Source organism: Bacillus sp. 3G2, from assembly GCF_044324725.1.
GTDB lineage: Bacteria > Bacillota > Bacilli > Bacillales > Bacillaceae_G > Bacillus_A > Bacillus_A mobilis.
Map to the genome: position 1 here is coordinate 2484901 of NZ_CP172246.1, position 26976 is coordinate 2511876.

Annotated in this window: 27 protein-coding genes and 3 pseudogenes; 23 read left to right on the forward strand and 7 right to left on the reverse strand. The window is 31.9% G+C overall.

From position 1 onward, the window contains the following. Positions 1 to 17 precede the first annotated feature (17 nt). Positions 18 to 824, forward strand: coding sequence for a DegV family protein (locus ACHZK0_RS12635; protein ID WP_131932216.1), 807 nt, complete (start codon positions 18 to 20; stop codon positions 822 to 824). Between the two features lie 115 nt (positions 825 to 939). Here ACHZK0_RS12635 and ACHZK0_RS12640 read toward each other — a convergent pair whose 3' ends face one another. After that, positions 940 to 1512 carry a DJ-1/PfpI family protein gene (locus ACHZK0_RS12640; RefSeq protein ID WP_262743337.1) on the reverse strand — a complete coding sequence of 191 codons (573 nt, stop codon included), beginning with the start codon at positions 1510 to 1512 and terminating at the stop codon, positions 940 to 942. A gap of 260 nt (positions 1513 to 1772) precedes the next feature. Here ACHZK0_RS12640 and ACHZK0_RS12645 point away from each other — a divergent pair, with 260 nt between their 5' ends. Beyond that, complete coding sequence (locus ACHZK0_RS12645; RefSeq protein ID WP_262742704.1) at positions 1773 to 2990, forward strand: MerR family transcriptional regulator; 1218 nt, start codon at positions 1773 to 1775, stop codon at positions 2988 to 2990. A 93-nt stretch (positions 2991 to 3083) separates the two neighbouring features. On the opposite strand, the pseudogene ACHZK0_RS12650 reads toward ACHZK0_RS12645, so the two are convergent. Further along, positions 3084 to 3488 (reverse strand): annotated as a pseudogene (locus ACHZK0_RS12650) (MFS transporter); the annotation flags it as partial. Between the two features lie 152 nt (positions 3489 to 3640). After that, positions 3641 to 4282: pseudogene (locus tag ACHZK0_RS12655) on the reverse strand (MFS transporter); the annotation flags it as partial. Between the two features lie 312 nt (positions 4283 to 4594). Here ACHZK0_RS12655 and ACHZK0_RS12660 point away from each other — a divergent pair. From ACHZK0_RS12660 to ACHZK0_RS12675, 4 genes are all read left to right on the forward strand, one after another. After that, complete coding sequence (locus ACHZK0_RS12660; protein ID WP_395761635.1) at positions 4595 to 5566, forward strand: NAD(P)H-dependent glycerol-3-phosphate dehydrogenase; 972 nt, start codon at positions 4595 to 4597, stop codon at positions 5564 to 5566. 408 nt (positions 5567 to 5974) lie between these two features. Beyond that, on the forward strand, positions 5975 to 7273 hold the full coding sequence (locus ACHZK0_RS12665) for an MFS transporter (protein WP_395761636.1): 1299 nt from the start codon (positions 5975 to 5977) through the stop codon (positions 7271 to 7273). A gap of 223 nt (positions 7274 to 7496) precedes the next feature. Then, the gene (locus ACHZK0_RS12670; protein WP_270343973.1) at positions 7497 to 8297 is read left to right on the forward strand and encodes a MerR family transcriptional regulator; all 801 of its coding nucleotides are present in this window, start codon (positions 7497 to 7499) and stop codon (positions 8295 to 8297) included. A gap of 22 nt (positions 8298 to 8319) precedes the next feature. Then, on the forward strand, positions 8320 to 8964 hold the full coding sequence (locus tag ACHZK0_RS12675; protein ID WP_270608270.1) for a methyltransferase family protein: 645 nt from the start codon (positions 8320 to 8322) through the stop codon (positions 8962 to 8964). A 49-nt stretch (positions 8965 to 9013) separates the two neighbouring features. Here the strand turns inward: ACHZK0_RS12675 and ACHZK0_RS12680 are convergent, their stop codons facing one another. Beyond that, on the reverse strand, positions 9014 to 9727 hold the full coding sequence (locus tag ACHZK0_RS12680) for a hypothetical protein (protein ID WP_242239491.1): 714 nt from the start codon (positions 9725 to 9727) through the stop codon (positions 9014 to 9016). Positions 9728 to 10223: 496 nt separating this feature from the next. On the opposite strand from ACHZK0_RS12680, the gene ACHZK0_RS12685 reads away from it, so the two are divergent. Both ACHZK0_RS12685 and ACHZK0_RS12690 read left to right on the forward strand, forming a co-directional pair. Next, positions 10224 to 11024, forward strand: a complete 801-nt coding sequence (locus ACHZK0_RS12685; protein ID WP_395761637.1) for a GNAT family N-acetyltransferase — start codon at positions 10224 to 10226, stop codon at positions 11022 to 11024. Positions 11025 to 11069: 45 nt separating this feature from the next. Beyond that, positions 11070 to 11933, forward strand: a complete 864-nt coding sequence (locus ACHZK0_RS12690) for a glycerophosphodiester phosphodiesterase (protein WP_395761638.1) — start codon at positions 11070 to 11072, stop codon at positions 11931 to 11933. 265 nt (positions 11934 to 12198) lie between these two features. Here ACHZK0_RS12690 and ACHZK0_RS12695 read toward each other — a convergent pair whose 3' ends face one another. Continuing rightward, entirely contained in the window at positions 12199 to 12660 is a 462-nt protein-coding gene (locus ACHZK0_RS12695; RefSeq protein WP_395761639.1) for a DUF2306 domain-containing protein, read from the reverse strand. Between the two features lie 174 nt (positions 12661 to 12834). Here ACHZK0_RS12695 and ACHZK0_RS12700 point away from each other — a divergent pair, with 174 nt between their 5' ends. After that, positions 12835 to 13365 carry a DUF4269 domain-containing protein gene (locus ACHZK0_RS12700; RefSeq protein WP_395761640.1) on the forward strand — a complete coding sequence of 177 codons (531 nt, stop codon included), beginning with the start codon at positions 12835 to 12837 and terminating at the stop codon, positions 13363 to 13365. A gap of 45 nt (positions 13366 to 13410) precedes the next feature. Here ACHZK0_RS12700 and ACHZK0_RS12705 read toward each other — a convergent pair whose 3' ends face one another. Beyond that, entirely contained in the window at positions 13411 to 14844 is a 1434-nt protein-coding gene (locus ACHZK0_RS12705; protein WP_395761641.1) for a PLP-dependent aminotransferase family protein, read from the reverse strand. Positions 14845 to 14995: 151 nt separating this feature from the next. Between ACHZK0_RS12705 and ACHZK0_RS12710 the strand changes: the two genes are divergently transcribed. The 13 genes and pseudogenes from ACHZK0_RS12710 to ACHZK0_RS12770 all read left to right on the forward strand — a co-directional run. Beyond that, positions 14996 to 15907 carry a DMT family transporter gene (locus ACHZK0_RS12710; protein WP_262742685.1) on the forward strand — a complete coding sequence of 304 codons (912 nt, stop codon included), beginning with the start codon at positions 14996 to 14998 and terminating at the stop codon, positions 15905 to 15907. Positions 15908 to 16102: 195 nt separating this feature from the next. Continuing rightward, on the forward strand, positions 16103 to 17026 hold the full coding sequence (locus tag ACHZK0_RS12715) for a nucleoside hydrolase (protein WP_262742683.1): 924 nt from the start codon (positions 16103 to 16105) through the stop codon (positions 17024 to 17026). A 76-nt stretch (positions 17027 to 17102) separates the two neighbouring features. Continuing rightward, positions 17103 to 17561 (forward strand): GNAT family N-acetyltransferase, encoded by a 459-nt coding sequence (locus tag ACHZK0_RS12720; RefSeq protein ID WP_262742682.1) that lies wholly within the window; start codon positions 17103 to 17105, stop codon positions 17559 to 17561. A gap of 30 nt (positions 17562 to 17591) precedes the next feature. Further along, a complete protein-coding gene (gene cutA / locus ACHZK0_RS12725) occupies positions 17592 to 17930 on the forward strand; it encodes a divalent cation tolerance protein CutA (RefSeq protein WP_262742681.1) in 339 nt (112 codons plus the stop codon). Positions 17931 to 17955: 25 nt separating this feature from the next. Next, positions 17956 to 18402 (forward strand): NUDIX domain-containing protein, encoded by a 447-nt coding sequence (locus ACHZK0_RS12730; RefSeq protein ID WP_262742679.1) that lies wholly within the window; start codon positions 17956 to 17958, stop codon positions 18400 to 18402. Positions 18403 to 18601: 199 nt separating this feature from the next. Beyond that, positions 18602 to 18862, forward strand: coding sequence for a heterocycloanthracin/sonorensin family bacteriocin (locus tag ACHZK0_RS12735; RefSeq protein WP_262742678.1), 261 nt, complete (start codon positions 18602 to 18604; stop codon positions 18860 to 18862). A 99-nt stretch (positions 18863 to 18961) separates the two neighbouring features. Beyond that, complete coding sequence (locus ACHZK0_RS12740) at positions 18962 to 19978, forward strand: serine hydrolase domain-containing protein (RefSeq protein ID WP_395761642.1); 1017 nt, start codon at positions 18962 to 18964, stop codon at positions 19976 to 19978. Between the two features lie 30 nt (positions 19979 to 20008). Beyond that, on the forward strand, positions 20009 to 20152 hold the full coding sequence (locus ACHZK0_RS12745; RefSeq protein WP_000653369.1) for a hypothetical protein: 144 nt from the start codon (positions 20009 to 20011) through the stop codon (positions 20150 to 20152). A gap of 283 nt (positions 20153 to 20435) precedes the next feature. Beyond that, positions 20436 to 21644, forward strand: coding sequence for an OFA family MFS transporter (locus ACHZK0_RS12750; RefSeq protein ID WP_262742674.1), 1209 nt, complete (start codon positions 20436 to 20438; stop codon positions 21642 to 21644). 170 nt (positions 21645 to 21814) lie between these two features. Beyond that, positions 21815 to 22330, forward strand: a complete 516-nt coding sequence (locus ACHZK0_RS12755) for a DinB family protein (RefSeq protein WP_262742672.1) — start codon at positions 21815 to 21817, stop codon at positions 22328 to 22330. Between the two features lie 236 nt (positions 22331 to 22566). Beyond that, positions 22567 to 23010 carry an NUDIX hydrolase gene (locus ACHZK0_RS12760; RefSeq protein WP_262742671.1) on the forward strand — a complete coding sequence of 148 codons (444 nt, stop codon included), beginning with the start codon at positions 22567 to 22569 and terminating at the stop codon, positions 23008 to 23010. 30 nt (positions 23011 to 23040) lie between these two features. Further along, complete coding sequence (dnaN, locus tag ACHZK0_RS12765; protein WP_395761643.1) at positions 23041 to 24171, forward strand: DNA polymerase III subunit beta; 1131 nt, start codon at positions 23041 to 23043, stop codon at positions 24169 to 24171. Between the two features lie 3 nt (positions 24172 to 24174). Next, positions 24175 to 24630: pseudogene (locus ACHZK0_RS12770) on the forward strand (NUDIX hydrolase); the annotation flags it as partial. Between the two features lie 88 nt (positions 24631 to 24718). On the opposite strand, the gene ACHZK0_RS12775 reads toward ACHZK0_RS12770, so the two are convergent. Then, a complete protein-coding gene (locus ACHZK0_RS12775) occupies positions 24719 to 25681 on the reverse strand; it encodes an MBL fold metallo-hydrolase (protein WP_262742668.1) in 963 nt (320 codons plus the stop codon). A 296-nt stretch (positions 25682 to 25977) separates the two neighbouring features. Between ACHZK0_RS12775 and ACHZK0_RS12780 the strand changes: the two genes are divergently transcribed. After that, the gene (locus tag ACHZK0_RS12780; RefSeq protein WP_395761644.1) at positions 25978 to 26952 is read left to right on the forward strand and encodes an LAGLIDADG family homing endonuclease; all 975 of its coding nucleotides are present in this window, start codon (positions 25978 to 25980) and stop codon (positions 26950 to 26952) included. The last annotated feature ends 24 nt before the right edge of the window (positions 26953 to 26976 follow it).

Below are 26976 nucleotides of genomic sequence, written 5' to 3' on the forward strand. Positions count from 1 at the left end.
ATTAAGGGAGGAACAACATGAAGCGTGTTGCTTGGATTACTGATAGTACAACTGCGAGTTTTACAACAGAAGGAGATAACTTTGTTATCCCAATTGAAGTTATTATTGATGGTGTGTCGTACAAAGATTGTGAAGAAGGTGTGCGTGAGCGCGTCTATAATGCGTTAAACGAAGGTAAAACTGTCACTACATCACAGCCTAACATAGGGGAAATGGTAGAGTTATTTTCAAAATGCAAAGAAGAATATGAAGAGGGATTTGCAGTTGCTATTAGCGGAAAAGTAAGTGGAACTTATCAAAACATGAAGTTAGCTGCAGAAATGGCAGGTTTCCCATTAACGGTATTGGATAGTGAAACAACAAGTTATCCAATGGATGAACTAATTAGAAAAGCGAAATCGTTATACAATGATGGTATGACGTTAAAAGATATACACAAAACATTAGTAGATGAAAAAAGAAGACCTTTCCACGTATTCCCGAAAAGTTTAAAAGGCCTTTACGCAAGTGGACGTGTAAAAGGAGTTCAATTTTTACTTGGAAGTTTATTAAGTGTCAACTTAATATTAGAAGTAAAAGGTGGAGAGCTTTTACTTGAAAAGAAAGTTCGCAAAATCCAAAAATGTCGAGAATATATTAAAAATGAGCTTGAAAAAGAATTACCAAAAGTACTACACATGTTCCATGCTAACGATAAAGATGGAGCTGAAGAATGGATTTCAGATATTAGACAAGCATTCCCTGAAATGGATTTCAAACTATATCCATTACCAATTTCATTTGCGGTTCATGCAGGTGAAGGTACAATAGCAATTAGTTATTAAGAGGAAAACCCGTGAATGATTCGCGGGTTTTTTATTTAATTAAATTGAAAATGGAGGCATATTACGTCGCCATCAAGTAAAAAGTCTCATATTATTGTTTTAAGGAGCAACGAAATTAAAAATATAAACCTTTGCCTACTGGCTGAACAGTTTCTAGCACAGTATTGACCATTTCGTCATTGATTAGGGTTCTTATAATCCAAGCTGAGAGATCTTGAGCAGCAAAACAGCCTGCAGCAGTCGAGATATTTCCTTCGTTTACGAAACTTTGTTCAATAACATCTACATCAAATTCTTTAAGTTGTTTTACTACGGATGGATATGTAGTGGCTTTTTTACCTGTTAGCAATTTTTTAGCTCCTAGTAGTAATGAACCAGAACACATAGATCCTATTAATTGTCTTTGAGGGTCTACGTGAATGCTATTAATATATTCATGGTTTTTATATAAATCTTGTACACCCTTGCCACTTGCAAATATTACTGCGTCAGCAGTAGGAATATCAGATATGTTTCCTGTCATAGGAATACGTAAGCCAGACATGGATATATGAGTTTTTTCCGTTCCTAATAGTTGAACGTTCCAATCAGAAATACCGCCAACTAAACGTACACGGTTTAATAAATCCCATGGTAGAAAAACATCAATATCAGTAAAGTTGTCGAAACAGACTATTGCAATTTTCATTTTCTAATCCCTCATTCCGTATGTATATCCCCTTATTTAGAATATAAACTTCTCCTTTTAATTTTCTATATTAAGTTATAAATTCCTGTATATTCTATGCGATGGAAATTTAATTAAATAAAAGGATTATACACCTATAAAATATGTGGCATTCAAATATCCCATACATAACGTAAATAATGTTGTTTCGAAAGTTTAAAGGGTTTTTAAATATAAAAATAGAAATCTATATAAAAATATATATAAATGGTAGTGATACTATGAAAATAGGTAAATTTGGAGAATTAAATAACATAAGTATTGATACAATTAGACATTATATGGACCTAGGTCTCATTATTCCTGAAAAAAAGGGAGGGCATTATTTTTTTGATGAGTATTGTCAAACAGATTTAAAACTTATATTACATTACAAAGAGCTAGGGTTTAGCTTGAATGAAATTAAAGAACTATTTTTTTATAAAAATTTAGCGAAATCTATGAATTACGAAAAAGATATTTTTTACCAATCTTTATTTAAACTGAAATATGACAAGTTGGAACAGGAAATAGAACTTTTGGAGAAGAAACGGGATAAATTAAAGGAAGTTTTACATGATTTATTATTAACAACTGAAACCTCTAATTCAATTATAGGGATAGATTTAAGCGTACTTCATTTGCTTACATGTTCTAGGTGTAGCAAAAAGCTAATTCTTCAAGATGGAATTGTTACTAACAATCAAATTACTGAGGGGAAGTTAATTTGTAATTGTGGTGAAGAATATATTATTACTTCAGGAATTATAACTGCTGGTAAATCATTTAAAACAAATGAGCGAACGTCACTTGAAGATACTATTTCGGATTATATTTATGAAACTGATAATGCATATTTGGAAAATATGCTTAAAGAAGGGGAATGGGCGAAAAAGAAACTAATACATTTAGATTTAAATAACAAATTAATACTGGATATAGGATCAGGACTTGGATTCTTTTTGAGAAATATTTATGAAGATCTACCCGAAGATTGCCTATACATTGCAGTGGATCGAGATTTAAATAAACTTATATTTTTAAAAGATGTATTAGCAAGAAGAAATCCGAAAAGAAACATACTCTTTATCTGTGCTGATTTTTTGAACATCCCTATTCAGAATCGGTCTGTTGATATTGTAATTGATCATTCTGGTACGAGCAATTATAGTTTTGAGCATGAGAATTTTTTGCTTCACGAATTAAATTCGCTTTTTAAAATGGATTGCTATTTAATAAGCTTATTTATTTTGTTTAAAAACTTCAGCTCAAATAGCCAAATTACAAATAAATTTCGAGCAAATTTTACACTTTCAAAAGTAACGAAAGAAATCCAAAATCTACAGTTTCATTCGATTGATGAAAGTACTTCAAACTATTTGAAACGAGGAGGTAAGTACGAGGATTTCTTTGTTCAAGGAGAAGAAATTTATACATATTCATTTTTCGGAAAAAGATAAGGGCAACTTCGTCAAAAAAAGTCCCGTTTTATAACTGGACTTTTTTTGATGATTTATATTTATAATCTTTGCGATTAAAAGACAAAGCGAATATTAATCTACATGTTTAGCACTCACAGGACACTCTCTTATCGGTGTATGTCTAGTAAGAGAAAAGATAGCCAAACCTAAAGACAATAGAAATAGAGATCCACCAACCCAAGCCATATTAGCGACATTATGTACTTGTTTTAAAGCTATACCTCCAACTGCGGAACAGAGTGAGATTCCTATTTGTAGAGCTGAATTATTAAAACTTTGTTGTATATCTGACGTATCTGGGGCAGTTTGGATTAAATAACTTTGTTGAGGTGGTGCAAGTCCCCAACTTAATGCAGCCCAAACTATCATAACAGGAATAAATAGACCAATAGAAACGGTCGTGAACGGTAATATAAATAAGATTAGAGCAAATAAAGTAATAACTATCACAATACTTTTTGGAGCGCCTATTTTATCCCGCTTTAATGGGCAGTAAGACCCCCACTTCAAAATGCAGCGAAAGTAAAGAAGTTAGGTGGGGGATCAACTGCCCATAAAAGTCCGATTGGTGAGGGCTAATAATCATTGGGGATGAAGAAAACCCCCAATGATTAAAGTTTCACTTTATCTGATAATACACCGCCGAATGCTCCGCCACTTACTGCAGCTATGCCAAATACTAAATAAAATACGCTAATCCAATAAGGGGTTAGGTGAAATTTTTCTTCTAAGAAAGGAGTAAAATAAACATATAAAGTATAATGTCCTGCTAACATAAACATGGTAGCTAGATGAGTAGCTCCTAGTTTTGGACTACAAACGGCCTTTAATTGGATAGATAAAGGAATTCGGTTTTCCTCTCCAGGTATTTTATCTAAAAATACTGAAATTAAGATAATAGATCCCAATGATAATATAGCTATACAAAGAAAAATAACTCTCCAGCCAAATGTGTTTGAAATTAATATGCCTAGTGGTACTCCTAAAACAAGTGAAGAGCTAATACCCATATAAATTAACCCTAATGCTTTTGTTCGATAAGAGGGATTAACAAGCTTTGCTGCAATTGTAAGGGAAAGTACTACAACTAAAGCTGTACTCATAGCAGTTAAAATTCTTGCTATCATCATAAAAGTAAAGTTCGGACTAAAATACGTAAGTATATTACCAATTAGAAAAATGTAAAGTGAAATAATATACAATTTTTTTCTTTCCACTTTACTGTTGAAAATTTATAATACAGGACCTGCTATTGCATAAGTAAAGGCGAAATTGGAGTTATACATGATTTTCATATGTAATTAATCAATGTAATAGAAGAAACCATATTACTTTTTACATTTCAATAAAAAATTCGCATTTGTACACGTGTAACCATATGAAAGAGATAAAATGGGCTTTCTGAAACTCTAATAACTTTACCTTTCGATGGAAGTGCGATCTAAATGATTCAACTATTGCTAACTACTGATAATGTCATCAAATGTTAATTAGAGATGAAGGATATTTGTTAATATTTATCCAATATTGAACAATAGAAGTAAAACCATTCATATCATAATAAAAAATTTATAAAAACAAAGGTGAGATTATTGAATATTTCAGTTCTTGGTTGTGGACGTTGGGGTACATTTATAGCTTGGTATACTAACAAAGTTGGTCATAATGTAATGTTGTGGGGGAGAGAAAATTCAAGTAATTACATTGAATTAGATGAAACAAGAAAGAATGATTATCTTAAGCTCTCAGAAGATATCGAACTAAGTAATTCACTACATAAAACCATTGCATTTGCGGAGATCATTATTATATCAATTAGTGCACAGGAATTACGTTCATTTGCTAATCGACTAAAATTAATTGATGAAATACAAGGGAAAACCTTTATTTTATGTATGAAAGGGCTTGAAGCAACAAGTGGAAAAAGGCTCTCTCAAGTATTTAGTGAAATTGTTGGGAAAAATACCGATATAGCAGTTTGGATAGGACCTGGCCATGTACAGGATTTTGTAAATGACATTCCGAATTGTATGGTGATTGGATCTGAAAATATTAGTATCACTAAGAAAATTGTACAGGAGTTTAATAGTGATTTAATAAGGTTTTACTACGGACAAGATTTGATTGGCAATGAAATAGGAGCTGCGACAAAAAATGTTATGGGAATCGCCGCAGGAATGCTGGATGGATTGAATTACAGCAGTTTGAAAGGTTCACTAATGGCTAGAGGGACCAGGGAACTTTCACGCTTAGTTACAGCTATGGGAGGAAATGATTTAACGATATATGGATTGAGTCATTTAGGAGATTATGAAGCGACATTGTTTTCATTACATAGTCACAATCGAAAATTCGGGGAAGCGTTTGTCTTAGGTCAAAAGTTTGATAAATTGGCAGAAGGAGTTTCAACCGTAAAAGCATTGAAAGAACTATCTAAACAATATGATGTTGAACTACCAATTAGTAATGCTTTATATGAAATTTTGTTTGAAAGTAAAGATGCAAAAGATACATTAGAAGAACTTTTTTTAAGACCTGTTAAATTTGAATTCTGATGGTAAGATGTTTTATTGAAAATATATTTTCAATAAATGAGTGCTTATATTAAACAAACCAAATTGATTTACTTTCACTTATGTAGATTATATAAATAACAGACGTAATTATTAAACGGCTATATAAAGTAAAAAAACGTCATCCTTTCTGTAGAATTAATTATGGAAAAGGATGGCGTTTTTTATATGTATATTTTTGTATCTAATCAATTACAGCAATTTGCTTAAGCAATTCTAAGCTATTTATCTTCAAATCATTGACGGTACATGAGCTGATTTTGATGTGCATGGGGTTGACCCCATCTTTTTTTATTTCTTTGTATTAATTTTTAAACACAACGTATTGATGTTGGGTTAACCCAAGAACTTACACTTAATGTATTACAAAGAATAGTGGGGGGAATTGTTATGAGAAGTTTACGATTACATATAGAAAATAAAAAAAGAAACCCTGAACTAAGAAATATTTGTTTATATTCAATCGCAAAAACAGTATCAATATTCGGTACCTCTATGTATAGTTTCGCATTAAGTTTATATGTTTTACAAATAACTGGATCAGCGTTAAATTTCGCGATTACGCTCATATTAGGAACAATTCCAATGATTGTTATGAATCCATTTGCTGGTGTAATTGCTGATAAAGTTAATAAAAAGAAACTAGTTGTTTGTATGGATCTACTAAGTGGCTGCTTATTAATAGCTGTTTATATAGTAAGCAGCCATTATGGATTAAACTTATTCATCATTTATACTACGACCTTTCTAATGACGGTCTTTTCAACCTTTTTTGGAATAGGATTAGAAGCTGCGAAACCGAATATCGTCTCTAAAGAGAGGCTTATGAGTATTAATTCTATAAGTAAAATTATTGATTCTGTATCTCTAATTCTTGGACCCATGTTAGGTGGTATCGTTTTTTCAGTATTTGATATTAAAACTTTTATCATTATAAACGGTATTTCATTTATTCTTTCAGGGATAGCATTACTATTTATTCACTTTAAACTGTTCGAGTGTAATATAAATGAGGAAAATTCAAAAAGAAGAGTTAATTTTATTAAAGATATAAAAGAGGGCTTTTCTTACTTACTTGAAAAGGAAAGCTTAAAGAATACGTTTCATATATTAATTTCGTTTAATTTCTTCTTAGGCTTTGCTGTAACCGTTCCGTTACCATACATTATTAACACAGTACTCAATCTTAGCTCTAAGCAATTTGGTATCATTCAAGGGACCTTTCCAGTAGGGATGATAATTGGTGCAATTGTAGTAAAAAAAATAACTGATCGTTTTTCTTACTCTTATCTTTTGAAAAAGCTAAGTTCTATGTTGTCAGTTATTATGATTTTTTCAGGGATTCCAGTTTTATTCAAAAGCTTTAAAGTGAATGATTTTGTATTCGTTATTACGTATTGTGTTGTTATGATCTTTTTAGGGATTATTATAGCGCTAATTGATATTCCTTTAATTTATTTCATGCAAAAAGAGATTCCTGATGAATATAGGGGAAGAGTGCTTAGTATTGGATTAAGCTTAGGGAAAATGATGCAGCCAATAGCACTCGCAATATCAGGTCTATTATTAAATTATATCCCAGCCTACATCATCCCAATTGCAGGTGGAATCTTATATTTAATAGTAATTAAAATTTCATCAAATCGTTTTACGTTAGAAGTTCATTCGAAAGATTATAGTGCTTCGTAGAATCTTAGGTTATTTATAGAATATATATTGATATATCTTCCAAGGTAAGAAAAGCAAATACTATAAAACGAAAAAATGGATTGATTTCCTATGGACAATGTTGAAGAAAGTACATATTCGTTTTAGGGGACTAAATAAAAAAAGAAAATTTAGCTTTATGGATTGACCTTCCCCTTACAGGAAGCAGTATATTTAAAATAATTAATAACAGGAGGTGAGTGGTATGCTTTCAATTGGGGAGTTCTCAAAAATATCGCATCTTACAATGAAGACGCTGCGCTACTATGATGAAATTGGGCTTTTAAAACCTGATTTCATAGACGCTAAGAATGGCTATCGCTACTATAATATTTCCCAATTAGAAACAGCTTTATTGATTACACGATTAAAAACCTATTTATTTTCGCTGGAAGAAATTAAGGATATTTTAGCAAATTGGAAGAATACAGAGTTATTTTACTCTAAAATGAAAGCCAAACAAGAAAGTCTAACACAACAGATTACATTTTATTCTTCTTTATTAAAAAAATTAAAGTTTGATATTCAACAGTTAGATGAAGAGGAAAGTATCATGGATTACTTAAATTATATTGAGATTAATCTTGTAAATCACTTAACCTTTCATATAGTATCTCAGCGAAAGCGAATAAATATCGCTGATTTCCTAATGCACTTTAATAGGTTGTTCAGTAAAATTTCATTTGAAAATTTATCGCCTATTGCAAAACCACTTGCTATATTCCATAGTTCAGAATATACACCTGAAAATTATGATGTAGAAATTGCGATTCCTCTTACAAAGGCCACAAATAAAACAAAACTTTTTCATCCCGGCCTGTGCGCAATGGCTACGCTTAGTGGTTCTTACGAAGAATTACCTTCTGTTCATACAAAATTACATGTTTGGATTAAAGAAAAGAACTATAAATTGAATGGCGCTCCGTTTGAAGTTTATAAAACGAATCCTTATAGCACACTAGAGGAGGAGAATAATATTATAGAAGTATATTTTCCTATAAAATGATTAAAGGAAGGTGCGTATCACAATGTATGGTATAAACCAGCCAACAATAAAGGAAAAAAACTTGATTTTAGTTGCTGAGATTATCTATTTAATCATTGCATATTACTTACTTTTCATTGCTTATTTTAAGGCAGGTATTTCAATAGGACTTTTTATAGCTTTAATTATTACCGCTTTACGATTAACAGCTATGATGTTTATATGGTTGCCTAGAGGGATTGCATGGCAAGAAGCCATTATGAATAGTATTGCTTTTGGAATATATTATTTAGGTTTTCCAATCTTACTGATTACTAGTAATCAGGATCCTAACTTAACATTTCTTATTATAGGCTGGATATTGTTTTTAGGTGGAAGTATATTAAACACAGTTTCAGAGTTACTTAGAAAACCTTTTAAAGACAATCCTGTAAATCAAGGTAAGCTATATACAGGTGGTTTATTTAAATATGCGATTCATATTAATTATCTTGGGGATTGCATTTGGGTGCTTGGTTTAGCATTAATCTCTTGTAATATGTATAGTTTATTTATCCCGCTAGGCCTATTCTTAATATTTGTTTTTGACTATATTCCAAAATCTGATGATTACTTACAAAAGAAGTATGGGGAACAATTTACAGTGTATAAACAGAAAACAAAAAAACTAATACCGTTTATTTGGTAAATCAACTTCATAAATTATAAAAAGCGCAGGAGGATGATCCTGCGCTTATCTATCGTAATTCAGCTGTTTTTCTAATAACAATCTTATCAATATCATCTTCTTCATCACCGATAAATAACCCGCGTTCTTTTAAATACGCCTCAAAATATAAATCTGCTTCTGCACGTTCATCATACGGTTTTACAGATAAAACGAAACCTAATTTGTTTTGTTCTTCTAAATGAGAAGTAGAGATGTAGGCCGGTACATTGTGGCGTAAAAAGAGTTCTTTAACCGGAATAATCATATCTTTCATTAATTTCGTTAACATACCCATTTCAAACTCGAAATTAAAGCGATCTATACTACATAAATCAGCGAATACTACACCGATAAAACCTGTATTAAATACTTCTTGATATTCTACTTCTTCATCATTACCGTAAAAATTCTTTTCGATTAAATAATTTACAAAATAAGCAACACCATCACTTTGTTCAAATGGTTTCGTTGAAAGAACAAAGCCGATTTTCTTTTGTTTATGTAAATACACACATGACATGTATGCTGAAATGTTATGTTCTTTAAATAGAGAACTTGTTGCCCCAGAGAGGCCATCAAGTACGTGATGAACAATTTGAAGTTTTTTACGAGCGAAATAATAGGATTTCTTTTGTAACTCCAATGTATCAATAAAGACAGAGCCGATAAAGCCTGTATTTGAAATGATAGGTGTTTGCTTTTTTCTTCCCCTGCGCTTTGCTTGAGCCATTGTAAAAATCATCCCTTCATGTACAATTAAAATAAAAAGAACGTTTGTTCGTATATTTATATTTTACTATTAAAACGCTATAAAGTAAAGGGTTTTTGACGAAAAAAACAACAAAAAAGACACCTGTAAAAGGTGCCTTAAACGCTGTAGGGAAGAGGGTTCATCCCTACAATTTATATTATGATACAGAAACAATCTCTTCTGTATCTTCTACATCTAAATGACAGTCCATAGTACGAACATCTTGATCTTCATGGCTTCCGAAATAAATAGTAATTTTCATATGTATCGCTCCTTTATTCTAGGAATACCTAAAATAATTACTAGTAATGTTAATATTTATTATATACCACTTTTTTCATTCCGACAACGTTATATCATTTTTAATTCTTTTTGGGTGAACAGAGTGATGTATAGAGCTATTTTTATAGAAATAGGTACATTTCATATATGTTATATTTAATACTGGACGATTTGAATACGAATTTTTATGAAAGGAGAAAAAAGAATGAATTATAAACAGTTATTAATAGATAACTTCACATATAAAACGTCATATATTGCGCGTCATGTACATGGAATGAATGTAAAAGAAACGAAGGACTATATTGTTGTCGACTGTGGTTTACCTGCGGATACATTTAATATCATTACTTTATTAAACAATGATGTAACGGAAGGTATTGAGAAATTATATAGGGTGGTAAACAACTATAATCAAAAGAAATTTCCAATGAGTGTTTGGTTTTGGAATGATAGGCATGAACAGAATATAAAAAGCGAATTAATTAAAAATGGCTTAAAAGAAGCAGAACAAAATATCGCGATGGTAGCAGACTTAAAGACAATTCAACCAACAATGAAAATGCCAGAAGGTTTTACGATACAAAGAGCATTTTCGTTAGGACAAATTATAAAGTTTGGGGAAACGTTAGCTAATCTATTTGGTACATCAGAGGAAGGTATACATGTGCAAACATTTTACAATGAAATTGCTTCTTTCGATTTATGGAATAGTGAAAATATGAAACTATATTTAGGGATTTTTAAAGATGAAGTCGTATCTGTTGGTTCATTAGTATGTACAAAAGATAGTATTGGTATTTATGATATAGCAACTAAAGAAGAAATGAGAGGGCAAGGATTTGGCTCCACTATGTTTAATTACTTGCTGCAAGAAGCAAAGGAATTAAACGTTGCTCAATGTGTATTACAAGCTTCACCTGATGGAATTAATATTTATAAAAAGGCTGGCTTTCAATCTGTTGGACAAATGATAGTATTTGAAAATCGACATTTATTTGAATAAATTATCCAAGCCAAATTGCTTTCATGTAGGAGTTAATACATTATTATGAAAAAAATATATATCGTTACAATCATTTGCAACTTTATAGTAATAAGTACTTTTGTTTTTCATAAAGCAAATGAACTTAAGTACACGAGAGCTATTAATCAATTAAATCATATAAAAAACATTGCACATAGAGGCGCTTCTGCGTATGCGCCGGAACATACAATAGCAGCGTATAAATTAGGACAACAATTAAAAGCAGATTATATAGAAATTGATCTTCAAATGACAAAAGACGGATATTTAGTAGCTATGCATGATGAAACAGTAAACCGTACTACAAACGGTACGGGATTAATTAAGGAACAAACATTAGAAGAAATAAAGAAACTAAATGCAGGTTCCTTTTTCAATGAAAAGCATCCAAATTTAGCAAAGAAAGAATTCGAAAATGCTAAAGTCCCAACACTAGAAGAAATTATTGAAACGTTCGGGCGTAATGCTAATTATTACATTGAAACAAAATCGCCAGATGAATATCCCGGTATGGAAGAAAAGCTATTAGAAATTATAAAGCACTACGAAATAAGTGATAAAGTTATTATTCAATCATTTAGTGAAGAAAGTCTGCAAAAAATTCATAGTTTAGATGTTCATATACCTCTTGTACAATTACTCCCTTACAAAAAGGCAGTTCTATTAACCGAATTAGAGATAAAAAAGTATAAAACATACTGCATCGGTCTTGGGATGAACTATAAATATATTGATTCAGCTTATGTAAAGAGAATAAAGAAACACGGATTAGAAGTTCATCCATTTACTGTAGATAATGAAACAGACATGAAAAAGTTACTTTTATGGGGAGTTGATGGGATGTTTACGAATTACCCGGATCGATTACATTCGTTATTACAATCTTAAACTATAATGGTGTAATTATCACTGAACCAATAAAACAAGTACCCACAATTATACAAAGATGGTTTGTGGTCCAAATGGTAACATCATTGAATGCATAGAGCCGATATTGAAATGAACTCCGAAAAAGAATCCAATATTTTTATTGGATTCTTTTTATTTAACTCTAAGTGACGAACTTAAAGCAATATGAATTTGTTAATAAAATATTACATTCAGTATGATTTTTTGTAATTACCATCAGAAAGTAACGAAATTGTAATGAATTTTAACTACGCTTTTTATATTTTTTTGATACACTGGCTACGAGAGGAATACCGATTAATGTAGGTAAAAACCAAAACCATATAGGTGGTAGTAAATTAATTAAGGGAATATGAATACCGACGTTTACTAATAGCGCGGTAACGGCACCAATATAAGAACCTAACATACCTCTAATATGGTGATGCAGCCAATTTTTCCAACGTTGTTTTCGTGCTAGGTATCCATAAATCGCAAATGAATAAGAGAAAATTGCTACATAAAATAAATATGCGATTTTATCCCAGTTCATAATGGATAATATAATTGCAGTAACGGTGATCACAACATAGGATGCATGATATATTTCACCCCATTCCGTATGTTTTCCTTTCTTCTTTTGAGCAACCATCGCTACAATACCGGTGATTAAACATATTGTTCCAAATAAAATGTGGATGGTTAAAAGAACGTTGAAAATGCTCATAATAATTCCTCCTTTTTTATTTTTATAGTATTGCAGTATAGGAGAAAAGTTGAAACATATTGTTTATTCGCCTTAATATACTGAAATAAAGGTACTTCTAGAACAAATTTAAACGGACAAATTTTTCTTGAATTTAGTGAGTCACGTATTACGTGAAATGAAGGAGAGACTTCCATGTTTACATCTATTACATATTTACAATCTGGGAATGAGAAGCAACAAAAAGTGTATGATGTTTTGAATAAATTAAACATAATGGAGGATTTAACTTTGTATAGTCCCGTTCTTTGCGGGACAATCCCTATAAGAATTGATACAATTCAATCCGACTTAGATATAGTAATGGAAGTACATAACTTTGATGTTTTTGAACAGGAAATGAGATCTTTATACGGTTCTTATAAAGGATTCAAAATAAAAAAGAAAAAAATTAAAAATACAGAATCAATAAAGGTAAATTTTGAATTTGAAGGTTTTGAATTTGAATTATTTGCTCAGCCTAAGCCAGTACGTAACCAAAATGCATATAGACATATAATCGTAGAGCACATGCTATTAATGCAGCATCCCCATATAAGGGAAGAAATTCTTCGCTTAAAAGAGAACGGTTTAAAAACAGAACCTGCTTTTGCTCAAGTATTAAATATTAACGGAGATCCTTATGACGAACTTATTTTATTGGGACAGGAAATGAGATTGTGGTAAATACGATACACAAAAACTCCTCTATAAATAAAAGAGGAGTTTTTGTTATGTCATTAACTTACGGATTAATTCACCTAACAATTTAATCCCGTTAGTCATTTGCTCTGGAGAAGCATATCCATATGATAATCGAATGTGCTGATCTGATTCTTCTTCATAGATACGCCCTGGGTTTAGTAGAATTCCTTTTGACAGTGCCTCTGAAAATAATTTTTTCATCGAAATGCTAGGTACAATCTTAAGCCATATAAAAAATCCGCCAGTAGGAATATCCCACGATGCAACATCTGCACAGTACTTATTTAAAGCGCGTATCATGATTTGTCTTCGTTCTTTTAATTTAATTCTTACGTTTGCTACATGTTCTTCATAAAACCCTTTTTTTATCCATTCAGCAGCAACTCTTTGAGATAATGAACTCGATCCATAGTCTGTTTGCATTTTTATATCTGACAATCTATCAATTACAGGTTCCGGTCCAATAATCCATCCAATTCTAAGACCAGGAGTAAGTGTTTTAGACAGACTACCAACATATAATACATGTCCATGTTTATCTATCGACTTTAAAGGAGCTGGAGGTGGTTCATCAATCCATAATTCGCGATAAATATCATCTTCAATAATAGGTAACTGTTCCTTTTCACATATTTTTAATATTTCTTTTCTTCGCTCTTGAGACATTAATATCCCTGTTGGATTTTGAAAACAAGGGATAGAATATAAAATATTTTTCTTTTGACTATATTTGATTCGTTTTAATAACTCGTTAGGTAAGATACCGTGATGATCCATACATATACCAGCTAGATTAATATTTGCTGATTGAAACACATGAAGTGAATATAAGTAAGAAGGCTGCTCAAGTAAAACGGTTGATTCTCTATGCAATAGACCAATTGATATTAATTGCAATGCTTGTAACGCACCAGAAACGATTAATATAGAACCGGCTGATGCATGTATTCCAAATGATTTTACGTAGTTACTAATTGCTTCACGTAACGGTAAAAACCCTTTTTGTTCTTCGTATCCAAAATAATCTAATTCGTCACTTACACTTTTCATAATGAACTGCATAGTTTCTAGTGGGAAAAGTTGCGGCGCGAGTTCACCTTTACTTAAATGGATAAGCGTTTTATTTGCTTCTGCTTCATTTATGTCTCGTACCATTAACTTACTAGGTTTATGAATACCAGACCTTACATATTCACTCCAATCAGGCGGGGGATTCGTCGCTAATAATGACCATGTATTATTTGTTACAATTGTTCCTGCTCCAATTTTCCCTTGAATCAATCCATCTGCCATAAGTTCATCTAGTGCAGTTATTACAGTGCTACGATTTACTTGAAATAATTTGGCTAACTGCCGTTGACTAGGGACCTTACTTCCAATAGGCCATTCTCCGTTTTCGATTTTTTCTTTCATATAGTCTACTATCTGCCGATATTTAGGCAGTTTTTTATTAGTTGTCATAAAAAAACTCCCTCGTTCACTTTAAAAATGCCAAGTGGTTGGTTTTTACGATAAATAACTGGTTGAAGACATTGTAACAACTATTAAATATGATGAAAAGAAATAATTGGTAATTTGAAAGTGGTTGGTTTATTAGGGAGGGAAAGATAACATGCAGAATAAAAAATGGGATTTACGCATCATATGTGCTCACGCTTTTACGATTTTAATATGGGGAACCGCTTTTCCGGCAATTCGTATGGGACTCGAATCTTATACACCAGAGCACCTTACTCTACTACGTTTATTAATTGCTTCATTTATACTTCTTTTGTTTTCCTTTATATATAAGTTGCGGCTACCAGATTTAAAGGATCTCCCAGCAATTTTTATATTTGGTGCTTTAGGGTTTACTATTTATCACATTGCATTAAACTACGGTGAAAAAACAGTAAATGCTGGATCTGCAAGTTTAATTGTTTCAGTCACACCTATAGTAACGGCTATTTTTGCTTCTGTTTTTTTGAACGAAAAAATGAAAGTAAATGGTTGGATTGGTGGTGTAATTAGTTTTATAGGAATTGCTTTTATATCATTTAGTCAAGGAGATGCTATTCAATTGAATAGTGGAGGATTATTTATATTATTAGCAGCGATTTCAGAAAGCCTATTTTTCGTTTTTCAAACTTCTTACTTAAAAAAATACGGCTTCTTACCATTTACCATATATACAATTTTATCTAGTACTGTATGTATGCTTATTTTCTTACCGGGAATGTATACAGAAATACTAGCAGCTCCTCTTGAAGTGAATATGAGTGTTATATATTTAGGTTTATTTCCAACAATACTCCCTTATATCACATTGGCTTATATCATAACTCATTCTGGTGCTGCTGAAGCAACAAGTTCTCTATATTTAACTCCAGTAACTGCATGTTTTATTGCTTGGATATGGTTAGGTGAAGTGCCGACTTTTGTTTCGATAATCGGAGGAGGAATTACTATACTCGGGGTTTTAATTGCACATGTATCATTAAAAAAAGAAATGCAAAGTGCAGAGTACAGCAATACAGCAAGGTAGTTTGGTTAGAATTTGCGAGAGATGTAATTGAACTATTAATTAAATTTCTTATTAGAGGAAGGATTAGCATAATGTTAATCCTTTTTATTTATACAATTCTTACTAGTAATATCCTTATAAATTTGTATAGTTTAATTACTTTTTTACATATACATAATTATCATCTGCTATTTTCTATATGAAAGGAGACATCCTTTGGAAAAAGTACTATTTTTCGGAGACCCAGGTATTGATGACTCGTTTGCCATTATGTATGGTTTACTGCATCCTGAAATTGAAATTGTCGGTATTGTAACTGGATATGGAAATGTTGAACATATACATGCTGCGCATAATGCAGCGTATATTTTACAGTTAGCAAATAGAGAAGACATTCCTGTTATTAGCGGTGCAACAAAACCACTTACAGAAGAAATTACAACATATTATCCTGAAATTCATGGACCAGAAGGATTAGGGCCTATTCATGTGCCAGAAAGTGTATTGTCTATCCCAATATATAATTTTGGTAGTATTGCTTCGATTCTTGTAAAGCACGGAAAGGATTTAACAATTGTCGATGTAGGAAGATCTACCTCGTTAGCGATTGCTTTTAATTTATGGAATGATTTAATGCTAAATGTAAAAGGAATATATTTCATGGGTGGTGTCTTTTTAGAAGTAGGAAACGTTACGCCATTAGCAGAGGCAAATGTTTATGGAGATCCTATTGCAAGTAAAATTGTTTTTCAGCAAGCAAATAATTTATTTATATTTCCTTTAAATGTAACAAACAAAGCTGTGTTAACACCAAATGTGTTTGACTATATTCAAGCTAATTCAAAGAATCCATTTCATACGATAATGAAACCAATGTATGATTACTATTTTTCTGCATATCAAAAACTTAATCCATCTATCGAAGGGCCATTGCTTCATGATGTGGTTGCTATAAGTGGATTAGTAAATCCAGGTTTTTTTGAATTTGCAAATCGTACAGTGAATGTAGATACATACGGAGGTACGAAAGGACAAACATTTGCTGATTTTCGACCTAGTTCTACATCAGAAGGAGCCTGTATAGCTTTAGAAATAGATGAAGAAAAATTTATTCAAGACTTTATTAAAACTATGCTATAAATCGCTATCGAAACAGGGATTTATTTCACTACGTTGAATATATAAATACATTCTCTTTATAAAGGAGCTTACAATATTGAATGTCCAGTTAAAGGTTGTTACAAGAGAGAATTGGGAAGATGCTTTAAAGCTACAAGTTAAAGAAAATCAAACGAAATTTGTTCCCGCTGTAGCAGTTTCACTAGCTAAAGTGTATATAAAACCAGATGGTGACAATGTCGAGTACATACCATTTGCAATATACGATGGCAATTTAATGGTTGGTTTTATTATGCATGCTGTTATAAGAGAAACAACTGATATGTATTGGATCAATGGATTTATTATTGATCAAAAGCAGCAAGGGAATGGTTATGGAAAAGCGGCGTTACAAGAAAGTATTTACTTAATAAAAAATACATGTAAGGCGTGTAAAGAAATAAGGTTAACCGTACATAAAGAGAATCTCTCTGCAAAGAAACTATATGAACATTACGGTTTTCAAGCATTGGGACATGATTATGATGGTGAGCAAGTCTATCGTTTATTCGTTTAAATATTATGAAGTAAAGGTGTGAAAGGAAATATGCAATTTTCAGAAGTGAAAATCGAAGTGTTTATTCCTGAAGAATACATTGAGATATTACGGGATGAACTAAATAGAATTGGTGCTTGTAAAACGGGAAAATATGACCATTGTCTTTCCTATAGTTCCGTGAAAGGATACTGGAGACCATTAGACGATGCATCACCTTTTAATGGAGAAATAGGCCAAATATGCGAAGGTCAAGAATGTAAAATTGAAATAAAGTGTAAACGAGACCATGTAAAGGATGCCCTTGAAGTGATTAACGAAATTCACCCGTATGAAACACCTATGATTTATATTATCCCTATATTAAATGACTATTTTAATCAAATATAAAATTAATGACTGGGAGGAATAACAATTGGAAAATAAATTTCATCACATTGTACGAGCTGTAATGTTAAAGGATAATAAATTATTATTGGCTGAATATATCGGCCATCATTATTTTTTACCAGGTGGTCATGTTGAAGTTGGCGAATCGGCTGAGAATGCATTAATAAGAGAACTAAGAGAAGAACTAGGAGTAAATTGTAACATAAAACAATTTTTAGGCGTGATAGAAAACCAATGGCAAGACCGTGAAGTTCTTCATCATGAAATCAATCACATTTTTGAAGTAGATTCGCAAGAGCTACAAATTGATTTCATACCAAAATCTAAAGAATCTCATTTAGCGTTTCATTGGATAGATTATACTCAAGTAGCTTTACATACGTATAAAATCATGCCAGCGCCTTCTGTTAAAGAGTTACTAGAAAGAAAATTAAGCGATGAACTACTAAACTGTTGGATTAGTAATTTTTAAGCACCCCTATTAATAGTAAATACGTCCACCGAAAGCAGATTAAGAAAATAGGCGAAAAAACAAGGTACATCACCTAGTGTAATTTCATATTTTGTTGATGTACGCATTTAGTCTATAGTCTTATTTCTACTTTGTTTGCAAAAATATATAAACTTTAACATTTGGACGGAATTTATTTTTATAAATGGAGGGTTTCGTAATGAATCAGTTTCAACAAGACTTACAATCATTAAACCTTAATGATTATCAATCTGGTAATGTTGTATATTGGGATCAACTACAACAAAATCAATATCCATACTATTACATTCAAGACGAAGCACGTCGTTGCGGCGGATGCGGAGGTTGTGGTGGACGCTGTGGTGGATGTGGCGGAAGATGCGGAGGTTGCGGTGGACGTTGTGTAGGTTGCGCTGGATGTTTCGGTTGTTTTAACTGCTGGAACTGGTGGATCATTTAAGTATAGAAAGAAAACTATTTTACTTGAAAGAAAGGTGTGAAAATTATTTTGCACTTTTCTTTCAAGCTATAATTTTTATGCGTATTGAGGGGGATTTATTTGTATACATATGATAAGTTGATTTCTTGGGTGGAGAAGATAAAAGAAAAAAATCATAGTTCTGCAACTGCACTTTGTATTATAAAAGATAACAAAATTGTACTAGAACATTATAGTGGATATCACTCAAATACATCGACTAATAAAAAAGTGAACGCATCTTCACAGTTCAATGTTGCTTCTGCTAGAAAAAGTTATTTAGGTTTAATGGTAGCATTTGCACTTTACGAGGGGAAAATAAACTCTATTGATGATGAAGCGATAAAGTATTTTAAAGATTTTGATCCTGAATTACTTGGTAAAACAACGATAAGACATTTAGTAACTCATTCGCACGGTTTAGGAGAAACGAATGACGGGACGATTTTTCGTGAATTTGAACCTGGACAAGCATGGGCGTATAGAGATGTTAATGTAAGAATGATAACACGTCTTATTTATCAGCTATATAGCAAAAGTTTTCCTGAATTATTAAAAGAGCGTGTGTTTACACCTGCTAATTTTCAAGAAACAGGTTGGAGAATTCAGCAAGATGAAAATTTAGTTGAAGTAGTTAATGACCCAAATAAAGACGCAATCAGTGAAATTGGTACGGTAAATGACGGTACTGAAAAAAATCTATTTGTCTCAGCTAGAGAATTTGCTTATTGGGGCAATCTTCATTTAAATCAAGGTATGATAAACGGTAAACAAATTGTTCCAAAAGAAGTTATAAAAATTGCTACGAGTTTGCAAAGTCCAACATTTGCAAACAAAGAACTACCACAAAACGGATTGTTTTGGTTCGTTCAAAATGAACCTGCGCTTTCAAGTGAACTTGGTGAACGAGTTCCAAAAGGATCGTATCAAATATTAGGAATTACAGGACCGACTATATTAGTAATACCTGAATATAATGTAGTTGTTGCGAAAATGTATAATAAAAGATATAACTACGGCGGTGATAATTATTTATATTATTTACGTGAATTTAGCAATTTAGTCGCTGATACATTTCGTAACAGTAATAGGGCATAATTACTCCTATAATGAAAAGGAGTGAGAAAATTGAAAGATAAAATGAATAAAAACAAAAAGCAAAACATTAAAGATGTAAATACAGAACAAAATGCAATTTATAGCGATCCAAAAGACGCAGCTAATATGCAAACAGTACCGCAGCCGAAGGATTTTGATGAAATCGAATATTAATTTTTATCCATCCGACTATATGATGAATGAAAAATACATCTTAAGTCCCATCACATGACAGAAGTATTTTGATATCATATATACATAAGCATTTGAAAATGTCTTATCTTAACAAAGCTTTCTTTAAGTAAATCTAATATAACCTGCAAAAAGACACTTCATTATGGAGTGTCTTTTTGTGTACATGAACTGAATTACCATTTTCCGTACAGTATTTTGCAATTTATGATGGATATACTAACTGTGAAAATTCAAGTCATGATTAAAGAAGGGGACAGTTAGTATGAAACAAACTTCTATAAATCCGTTACTAATTGTTCTAGGTACAATCATTGTTCAAATTGGCCTTGGGACAATATATACATGGAGTTTATTTAATCAACCCCTTGTCAGTAAGTTTGGATGGAACCTCAATGCCGTTGCGATAACTTTCTCCATAACAAGCTTTTCTTTATCATTTTCAACCTTATTTGCAGGAAAGTTGCAGCAAAAGTTAGGACTTCGTAAACTCATCGCTATGGCAGGGATTGTTCTGGGACTTGGGTTAATACTTAGTTCACAAGTTTCTTCCTTACCATTATTATATTTATTAGCTGGTGTCGTTGTTGGTTATGCAGATGGAACTGCTTATATTACATCACTATCTAATTTAATTAAATGGTTTCCAAATCGGAAAGGACTTATTTCTGGCATATCTGTTTCTGCATATGGAATGGGTAGCTTAATCTTTAGATATATAAACGGAAGTCTTATTGATAGTCTTGGTGTATCACAAGCATTTTTATATTGGGGTATCATCGTCTTACTTTTAGTTTTAACCGGATCGCTCTTCTTACGTGAAGCAATCGTAAGTAACACCGTAACTGAATCCGTACAAAATGACTATACGCCTCGTGAAATGATGCGAACGAAACAAGTATATCTCTTGTTTTTTATGTTATTTACATCGTGTATGGGCGGTCTATATTTAATCGGTATGGTAAAAGATATTGGGGTACAGCTCGTTGGACTTAGCGCAGCAACCGCTGCAAACGCCGTCGCAATGATTGCAATTTTTAATACAGTAGGTAGAATCGTACTTGGAACGTTATCAGATAAAATTGGTCGAATGAAAATTGTTTCAGCAACGTTTATAATAATTGGATTGTCAGTCTTTACTTTAAGTTTCATTCCTCTAAATTACGGAATTTATTTCGCTTGTGTAGCAAGTGTTGCCTTTTGCTTTGGTGGTAATATTACAATCTTCCCAGCAATTGTTGGAGATTTCTTCGGCTTAAAAAACCATAGTACAAATTACGGAATTGTTTATCAAGGTTTCGGATTTGGTGCACTTGCAGGAGCTTTTATCGGAGCATTACTTGGTGGATTTCAACCGACATTTATTATAATCGGTGTCCTATCTGTTATCTCTTTCGTTATTTCCATTTTAATTCGTCCGCCAAAAGCAGAAAAGAAAAAAGAAACACAACATTTGTATCGGAAAGTAGCTTAACTTTAAAAAGAGTCCTCGTGTTAGGGCTCTTTTTTGTTATGAATTAGAAGGACTGCTAATGCAAGAAAAGGTAGAATTGGAATAGCAGTGACGGGAAAATATTTTTTTATAGCGAATATATCTAAAATAGGAATGTAAATGTAGACATTCAAATAAAGGAGGAAATTCTTATGAATTCATTTGTGAATGACAAGTTTTATGAAATAAGAAAAAATCTATTCGAGGAAATTACGATATTAAAAAATGCGCAATTCAACAATCAGCCAGACAAGAATAAATGGAGTATAGCACAAGTATGTCATCACTTAGTGTTATTAGATGAGAGGGTTATAAATGTCATTTCATCTGGCTTAAAAAAGATTGATAGTACCCTAAAAGATCGTAGAGAAATCCACTCTATATTACTAGATAGATCAATAAAATTTAAAGCTCCAGAAATGATCGAACCAAGTTTAGAACCATTTGAAGTGCAAAAAATGATTGATTTGCTAAATGAATCAAGAAAAGAATTGATGCGTTTCCTTAGTACAATAGAAGATGAATCTATACTAACGAATAAATCAGTGATGCATCCAGCACTTGGAGAATTACTTCTTGATCAGTGGATAGAACTGATCTATTTGCATGAACAGCGTCATATAGAACAAATCAAAGAGATAAAATTACTTTGTGAAATCGAGAAGTAAAAATCTTTGGTTATTAATAAAAAATACGCCTCTCATATGTATACATTTAAAATTAATCTAAAGAAAGATTAATTTGGAATCCGATTTGTTATATAAGTGTAAGCTCGTCTCAAAATAAGAGCGGGGTTTTTATCAATTTTTATTCTAATACCTAGGGAACTTACTATTAAACCGAGTTAATGATAGAATGATAAACAGACAGAAAATTCCTTTTATTAAAAACAGAGGAGGTATGTATGAAAAAAGTAAATGTTACATATGCACTTTTATACGATAAAACAAACGAAAAAATCTTAATGGTAAAAAACAAAGGGAAGAATGGTTCTTATTACACGTTACCAGGTGGCGCAGTTAAATTTGGAGAAACGTTAGAAGAGGCAGTAATTCGGGAAGTGAAAGAAGAAACCGGGCTACATATAATTGTAAACGGTATTTGTTCCATTAGCGAAGCTTTTTTCGAAGAGAGAGGACACCATGCAATTTTCTTTAATTTTTTAGGTGAAATAATTGAAGGAGAAACAAATATAACAAGGCCAAAAGAAATTGAAGAGATTACCTGGATGGAATTACATAGAGCAGCACCGCATTTACGTATACCAGAACACTTATTAAAGATATTACATAGGAAAGAAACAGTACCTTACTTTTTTAACGGAACAATCATTCATCAATCTTCATAACATTATCATTTCATGTAAGGCGGGGGAAGAATGGAGTTTATCGTAAATCATAAATATCTCACTCAAGCACTTTCTGAAGTAAGTAAAGCTGTATCTACTAAAGCTATAATACCTATATTATCTGGTATAAAAATAACTGCAGATCAATCTGGAATTACTTTAATCGCAAGTAATTCAAATATTTTCATTGAAAAGTTCATCCCTAGTTCCAACGAAGACGACCAAATTACAACTATAGTAAAAGCAGGAACTATTGTAGTACCTGCAAAATATTTCATTGAAATTATAAAGAAAATGCCAAGCGATGTATCAATAAAAAGTACGAATGAGCAAATCATTACGATACAGTCAGAAGATATTATATTAAACTTAAATGGACTTCCAGCATATGAATTTCCGAATGTACCACTTATAGACGATCATACAAAAATACAAGTGGAAACAGAACAATTAATTGAAGTATTTAAACAAACTGTCTTTGCAGTAGCTAAAAATGAATCTAGACCGGTTCTAACTGGCGTTCATTTAGAGTTAGATCATAATAAATTAATTTGCGTAGCAACTGATTCACATAGACTTGCTATACGCGAAACAATAATTTCTACAGATGCGAAGGCAAGTTGTATCGTACCAAGTGCAACTATTAGTGAACTGCTAAAATTAATGAATAGTAATTCAGAATCTGTATACATCTACCTTGCAGAAAGTCACATTATTTTTACATTCGGCACAACTACATTATATTCAAGACTAATTGAAGGGAAATACCCTAATATATCTAGTTTAATTCCAAATGAATTTCAGACAGTCATTAACGTAGATAGACAAAGAATTTTACAAGGTGTAGATCGATCCAGCTTATTAGCAAGTGAATGGGCAAATAACAATGTCAACTTAGAAATCATAGACGCATTCACATTGAAAATTTCTTCTAACGCTTCTCAGATTGGTAAAATATCCGAGACACAACAAATAGGTGCGATTCAAGGTGAAAAACAATTAAATATATCTTTCGATGGACGATTTATGATGGATGCTTTAAAGGCGATAAAAGAAGAAACGGTTACTTTAAGCTTCAGTGGTTCTATGAGACCAATATTAATTGAAGCAGGGACGCGATCTGCAGCAGTACATCTTATATCACCAGTAAGAGCATATTAAAAACGTAGGTATGACCCTGTAAAAGGATTATGGAATGGGGTAGGCGGAAAGGTCGAAAAGGGAGAAACACCTTTAGAAAATGCAATTCGCGAAATAAAAGAAGAGACTAATATAAAAGTTACACATGACCAAATTCAATTTAAGGGTATTATTAAATGGGAGGACTCTTCATATTCTGGCGGCATGTATGTTTATCTAATAGAGCTACTGAATGAATTTACATATCACACTCCAAAAAAGGTCTCAGAAGGAATTCTAGACTGGAAAGAGATTTCTTGGATTCTAAGTGACTATAATTACGGCGTAGGAGAAATGATACCTAATTTTTTACCGGAATTACTCCACAATGAATTAATATTAGAGCACAATTTTGTTTTATCTAATCATAAATTAATAGATTATAAGAATGCAGAATTGATAAAGCAGGATAGTTCTATAGATAATATAATTCGATTATAAAAAGCAGGAATGCACCTCTGTACAAACAAGTAGAATACAGAAAAAGAGCGAATCACTTATAAGAAGGTTCGCTCTTTTTTATTTATAATTAAATTTCTTTCCACCAAGCTGATGATGGATATTCCGTAGATTTTAACGTAATCGATTCACCAATTTGCGGCGTTGTGATTTTAACTCCTAAACGCTTAGCTTCTTTGGTTACTCGTTCAATTGGATCACTCCATTCATGTAATGCCAATGTAAAAGCACCCCAATGAATCGGAAGCAGTAGATCTCCTTTCACGTCTATATGAGCTTGAACTGTCTCTTCAGGTAACATATGAATAGCAGACCACCTCGGATCATATTGTCCGCATTCCATCAATGTAAGATCGAATGGACCGTACTTATCACCAATTTCCTTAAAGTGAGGAGCATAACCGCTATCACCACTAAAGAAAACTCTAGTCTCTTGTCCAAGAATAAGCCATGAACACCATAACGAACAATCTCTATCTTTCATACTCCGTCCAGAGAAATGCCTTGCAGGAGCACATACTAACTTAATATTATCAAACATAATTTCATCCCACCAATTATGTTCACTAATTTTGCTAGGTGAAACACCCCATTTAATTAAATATTGCGCAACTCCAGTTGGAACGTAAAAGTGTTTTGCACGATCTTTTAACAGCATAATACTCTTGTAATTCAAATGGTCATAGTGATTATGAGAAATGATAATCGCATCAATTTCTTGAAGATCTTCACGTTCTAAAGAAAAAGCACCACTATAACGTTTACTAGTAAACACAGGAAATGGGGAAGAGGCATCTCCAAACATCGGGTCTAATAACAAATTTTTACCTTCTATTTTCAAAAGGGAAGCAGAATGCCCAAACCATGTCACACTCTCTAAAGACTCATTATTTTTATTCGATAAAACAATAGGTAAATTCTTTAAAGGACGCAGCTTTGATTTCATTTTAAAGTAATCAGTCATTAAACCGATTATATCTTTCGGGTTAAAACTTACATCAGTATGAATTTGATTCATATATTTCTTTTTCATTCGTTCTCCTTTTTACGTTTAACAATATACGTATGTTGTTATTGTAGCTAATTGTAGTGTAAACGAAATTATCTTACCTTTCATCTTAAATGCAGTACATTTCATAAATTCGTCAAATTCATTATTCTCATATATGAAACGAAAATCATATAGCAGCAGATGCAACTAATATGAAGTAAATTTAAATTATTTTAATTTAGTAAATTCATTCTTATACGCAACAAAGAACATATGTTTTGTTATATGTTATAGAAGAAAGTATATCTCTAATTAAGAATAGGGAGGAGAGGATGTAAGTGCAAATAGAGCGAAAAAAGAAATCAAAATGTAAACTATCAAAATCTGAAATAACGCAGCTATATGCAGAAGGAAAGAGCACCTCAGAAATCGCTATACTTGCTAATGTGTCTGCTAGGTATATTCGTATGGTTTTAACAGACAATAACGTTCCAAGGCGCGCTATAGGGAGTTGGAAGAGAAAGTATGACATAACAGAAGATTATTTTAAAACGTGGTCAAACAATATGGCTTATATTTTAGGGTTTATAGCAGCAGATGGTGTCATACAGAAAGAAAATCAATGTGTCAGTATATCTCAAAAAGAAAATTACATTTTAGAAGATATAAAACAAGAACTAAACACCAACCAGCCACTATATCAAAATAAAAAAACAGGCGTATATATGCTAAACATTAATAGCAAAACAATAAAAGACGACCTTATGTACATTCACGGAATTAAGCCGTGTAAATCTTTTAACATTGAATTTCCATTTATACCAGAAGAATATTTACATCACTTTGTTCATGGGTATTTTGATGGGGATGGTTACGTCAAGTATGAAACTTATACAGTAAGCTTTGTAGGAGGATCATATAGCTTTATGCATTCTTTAAATCAGGTACTACAAAATCATAATTTACCAGCCGATTTACTAAATCAAAATAAACATTATCGCGTCATTTTAACCGGAAGAAAACCAATACAACTATTTTCAAAGTGGATTTATAAAGACAAAGATATTTATGTGCATAGAAAATATGAAGAATTTCAGAAAGAAAGTCTAAGTCTAGATCAATTAAAAGATCGAAAGCTAAAAAGAACTCAAGCTGCTGTTAAGCAGAGAAAACAAAATTTCCTTAAGGAATATATGAAAAATAAATGTATCGCTAAAACTTGTTCCATTTTAGAAATAAAGGAACCAACTTTTAAAAGTTGGTTAAAAAATGATAATCAATTTAAAAAAGACTATGAAAGAATTCATTCATAATAAAAATGCAAGAAACCTTAGTAT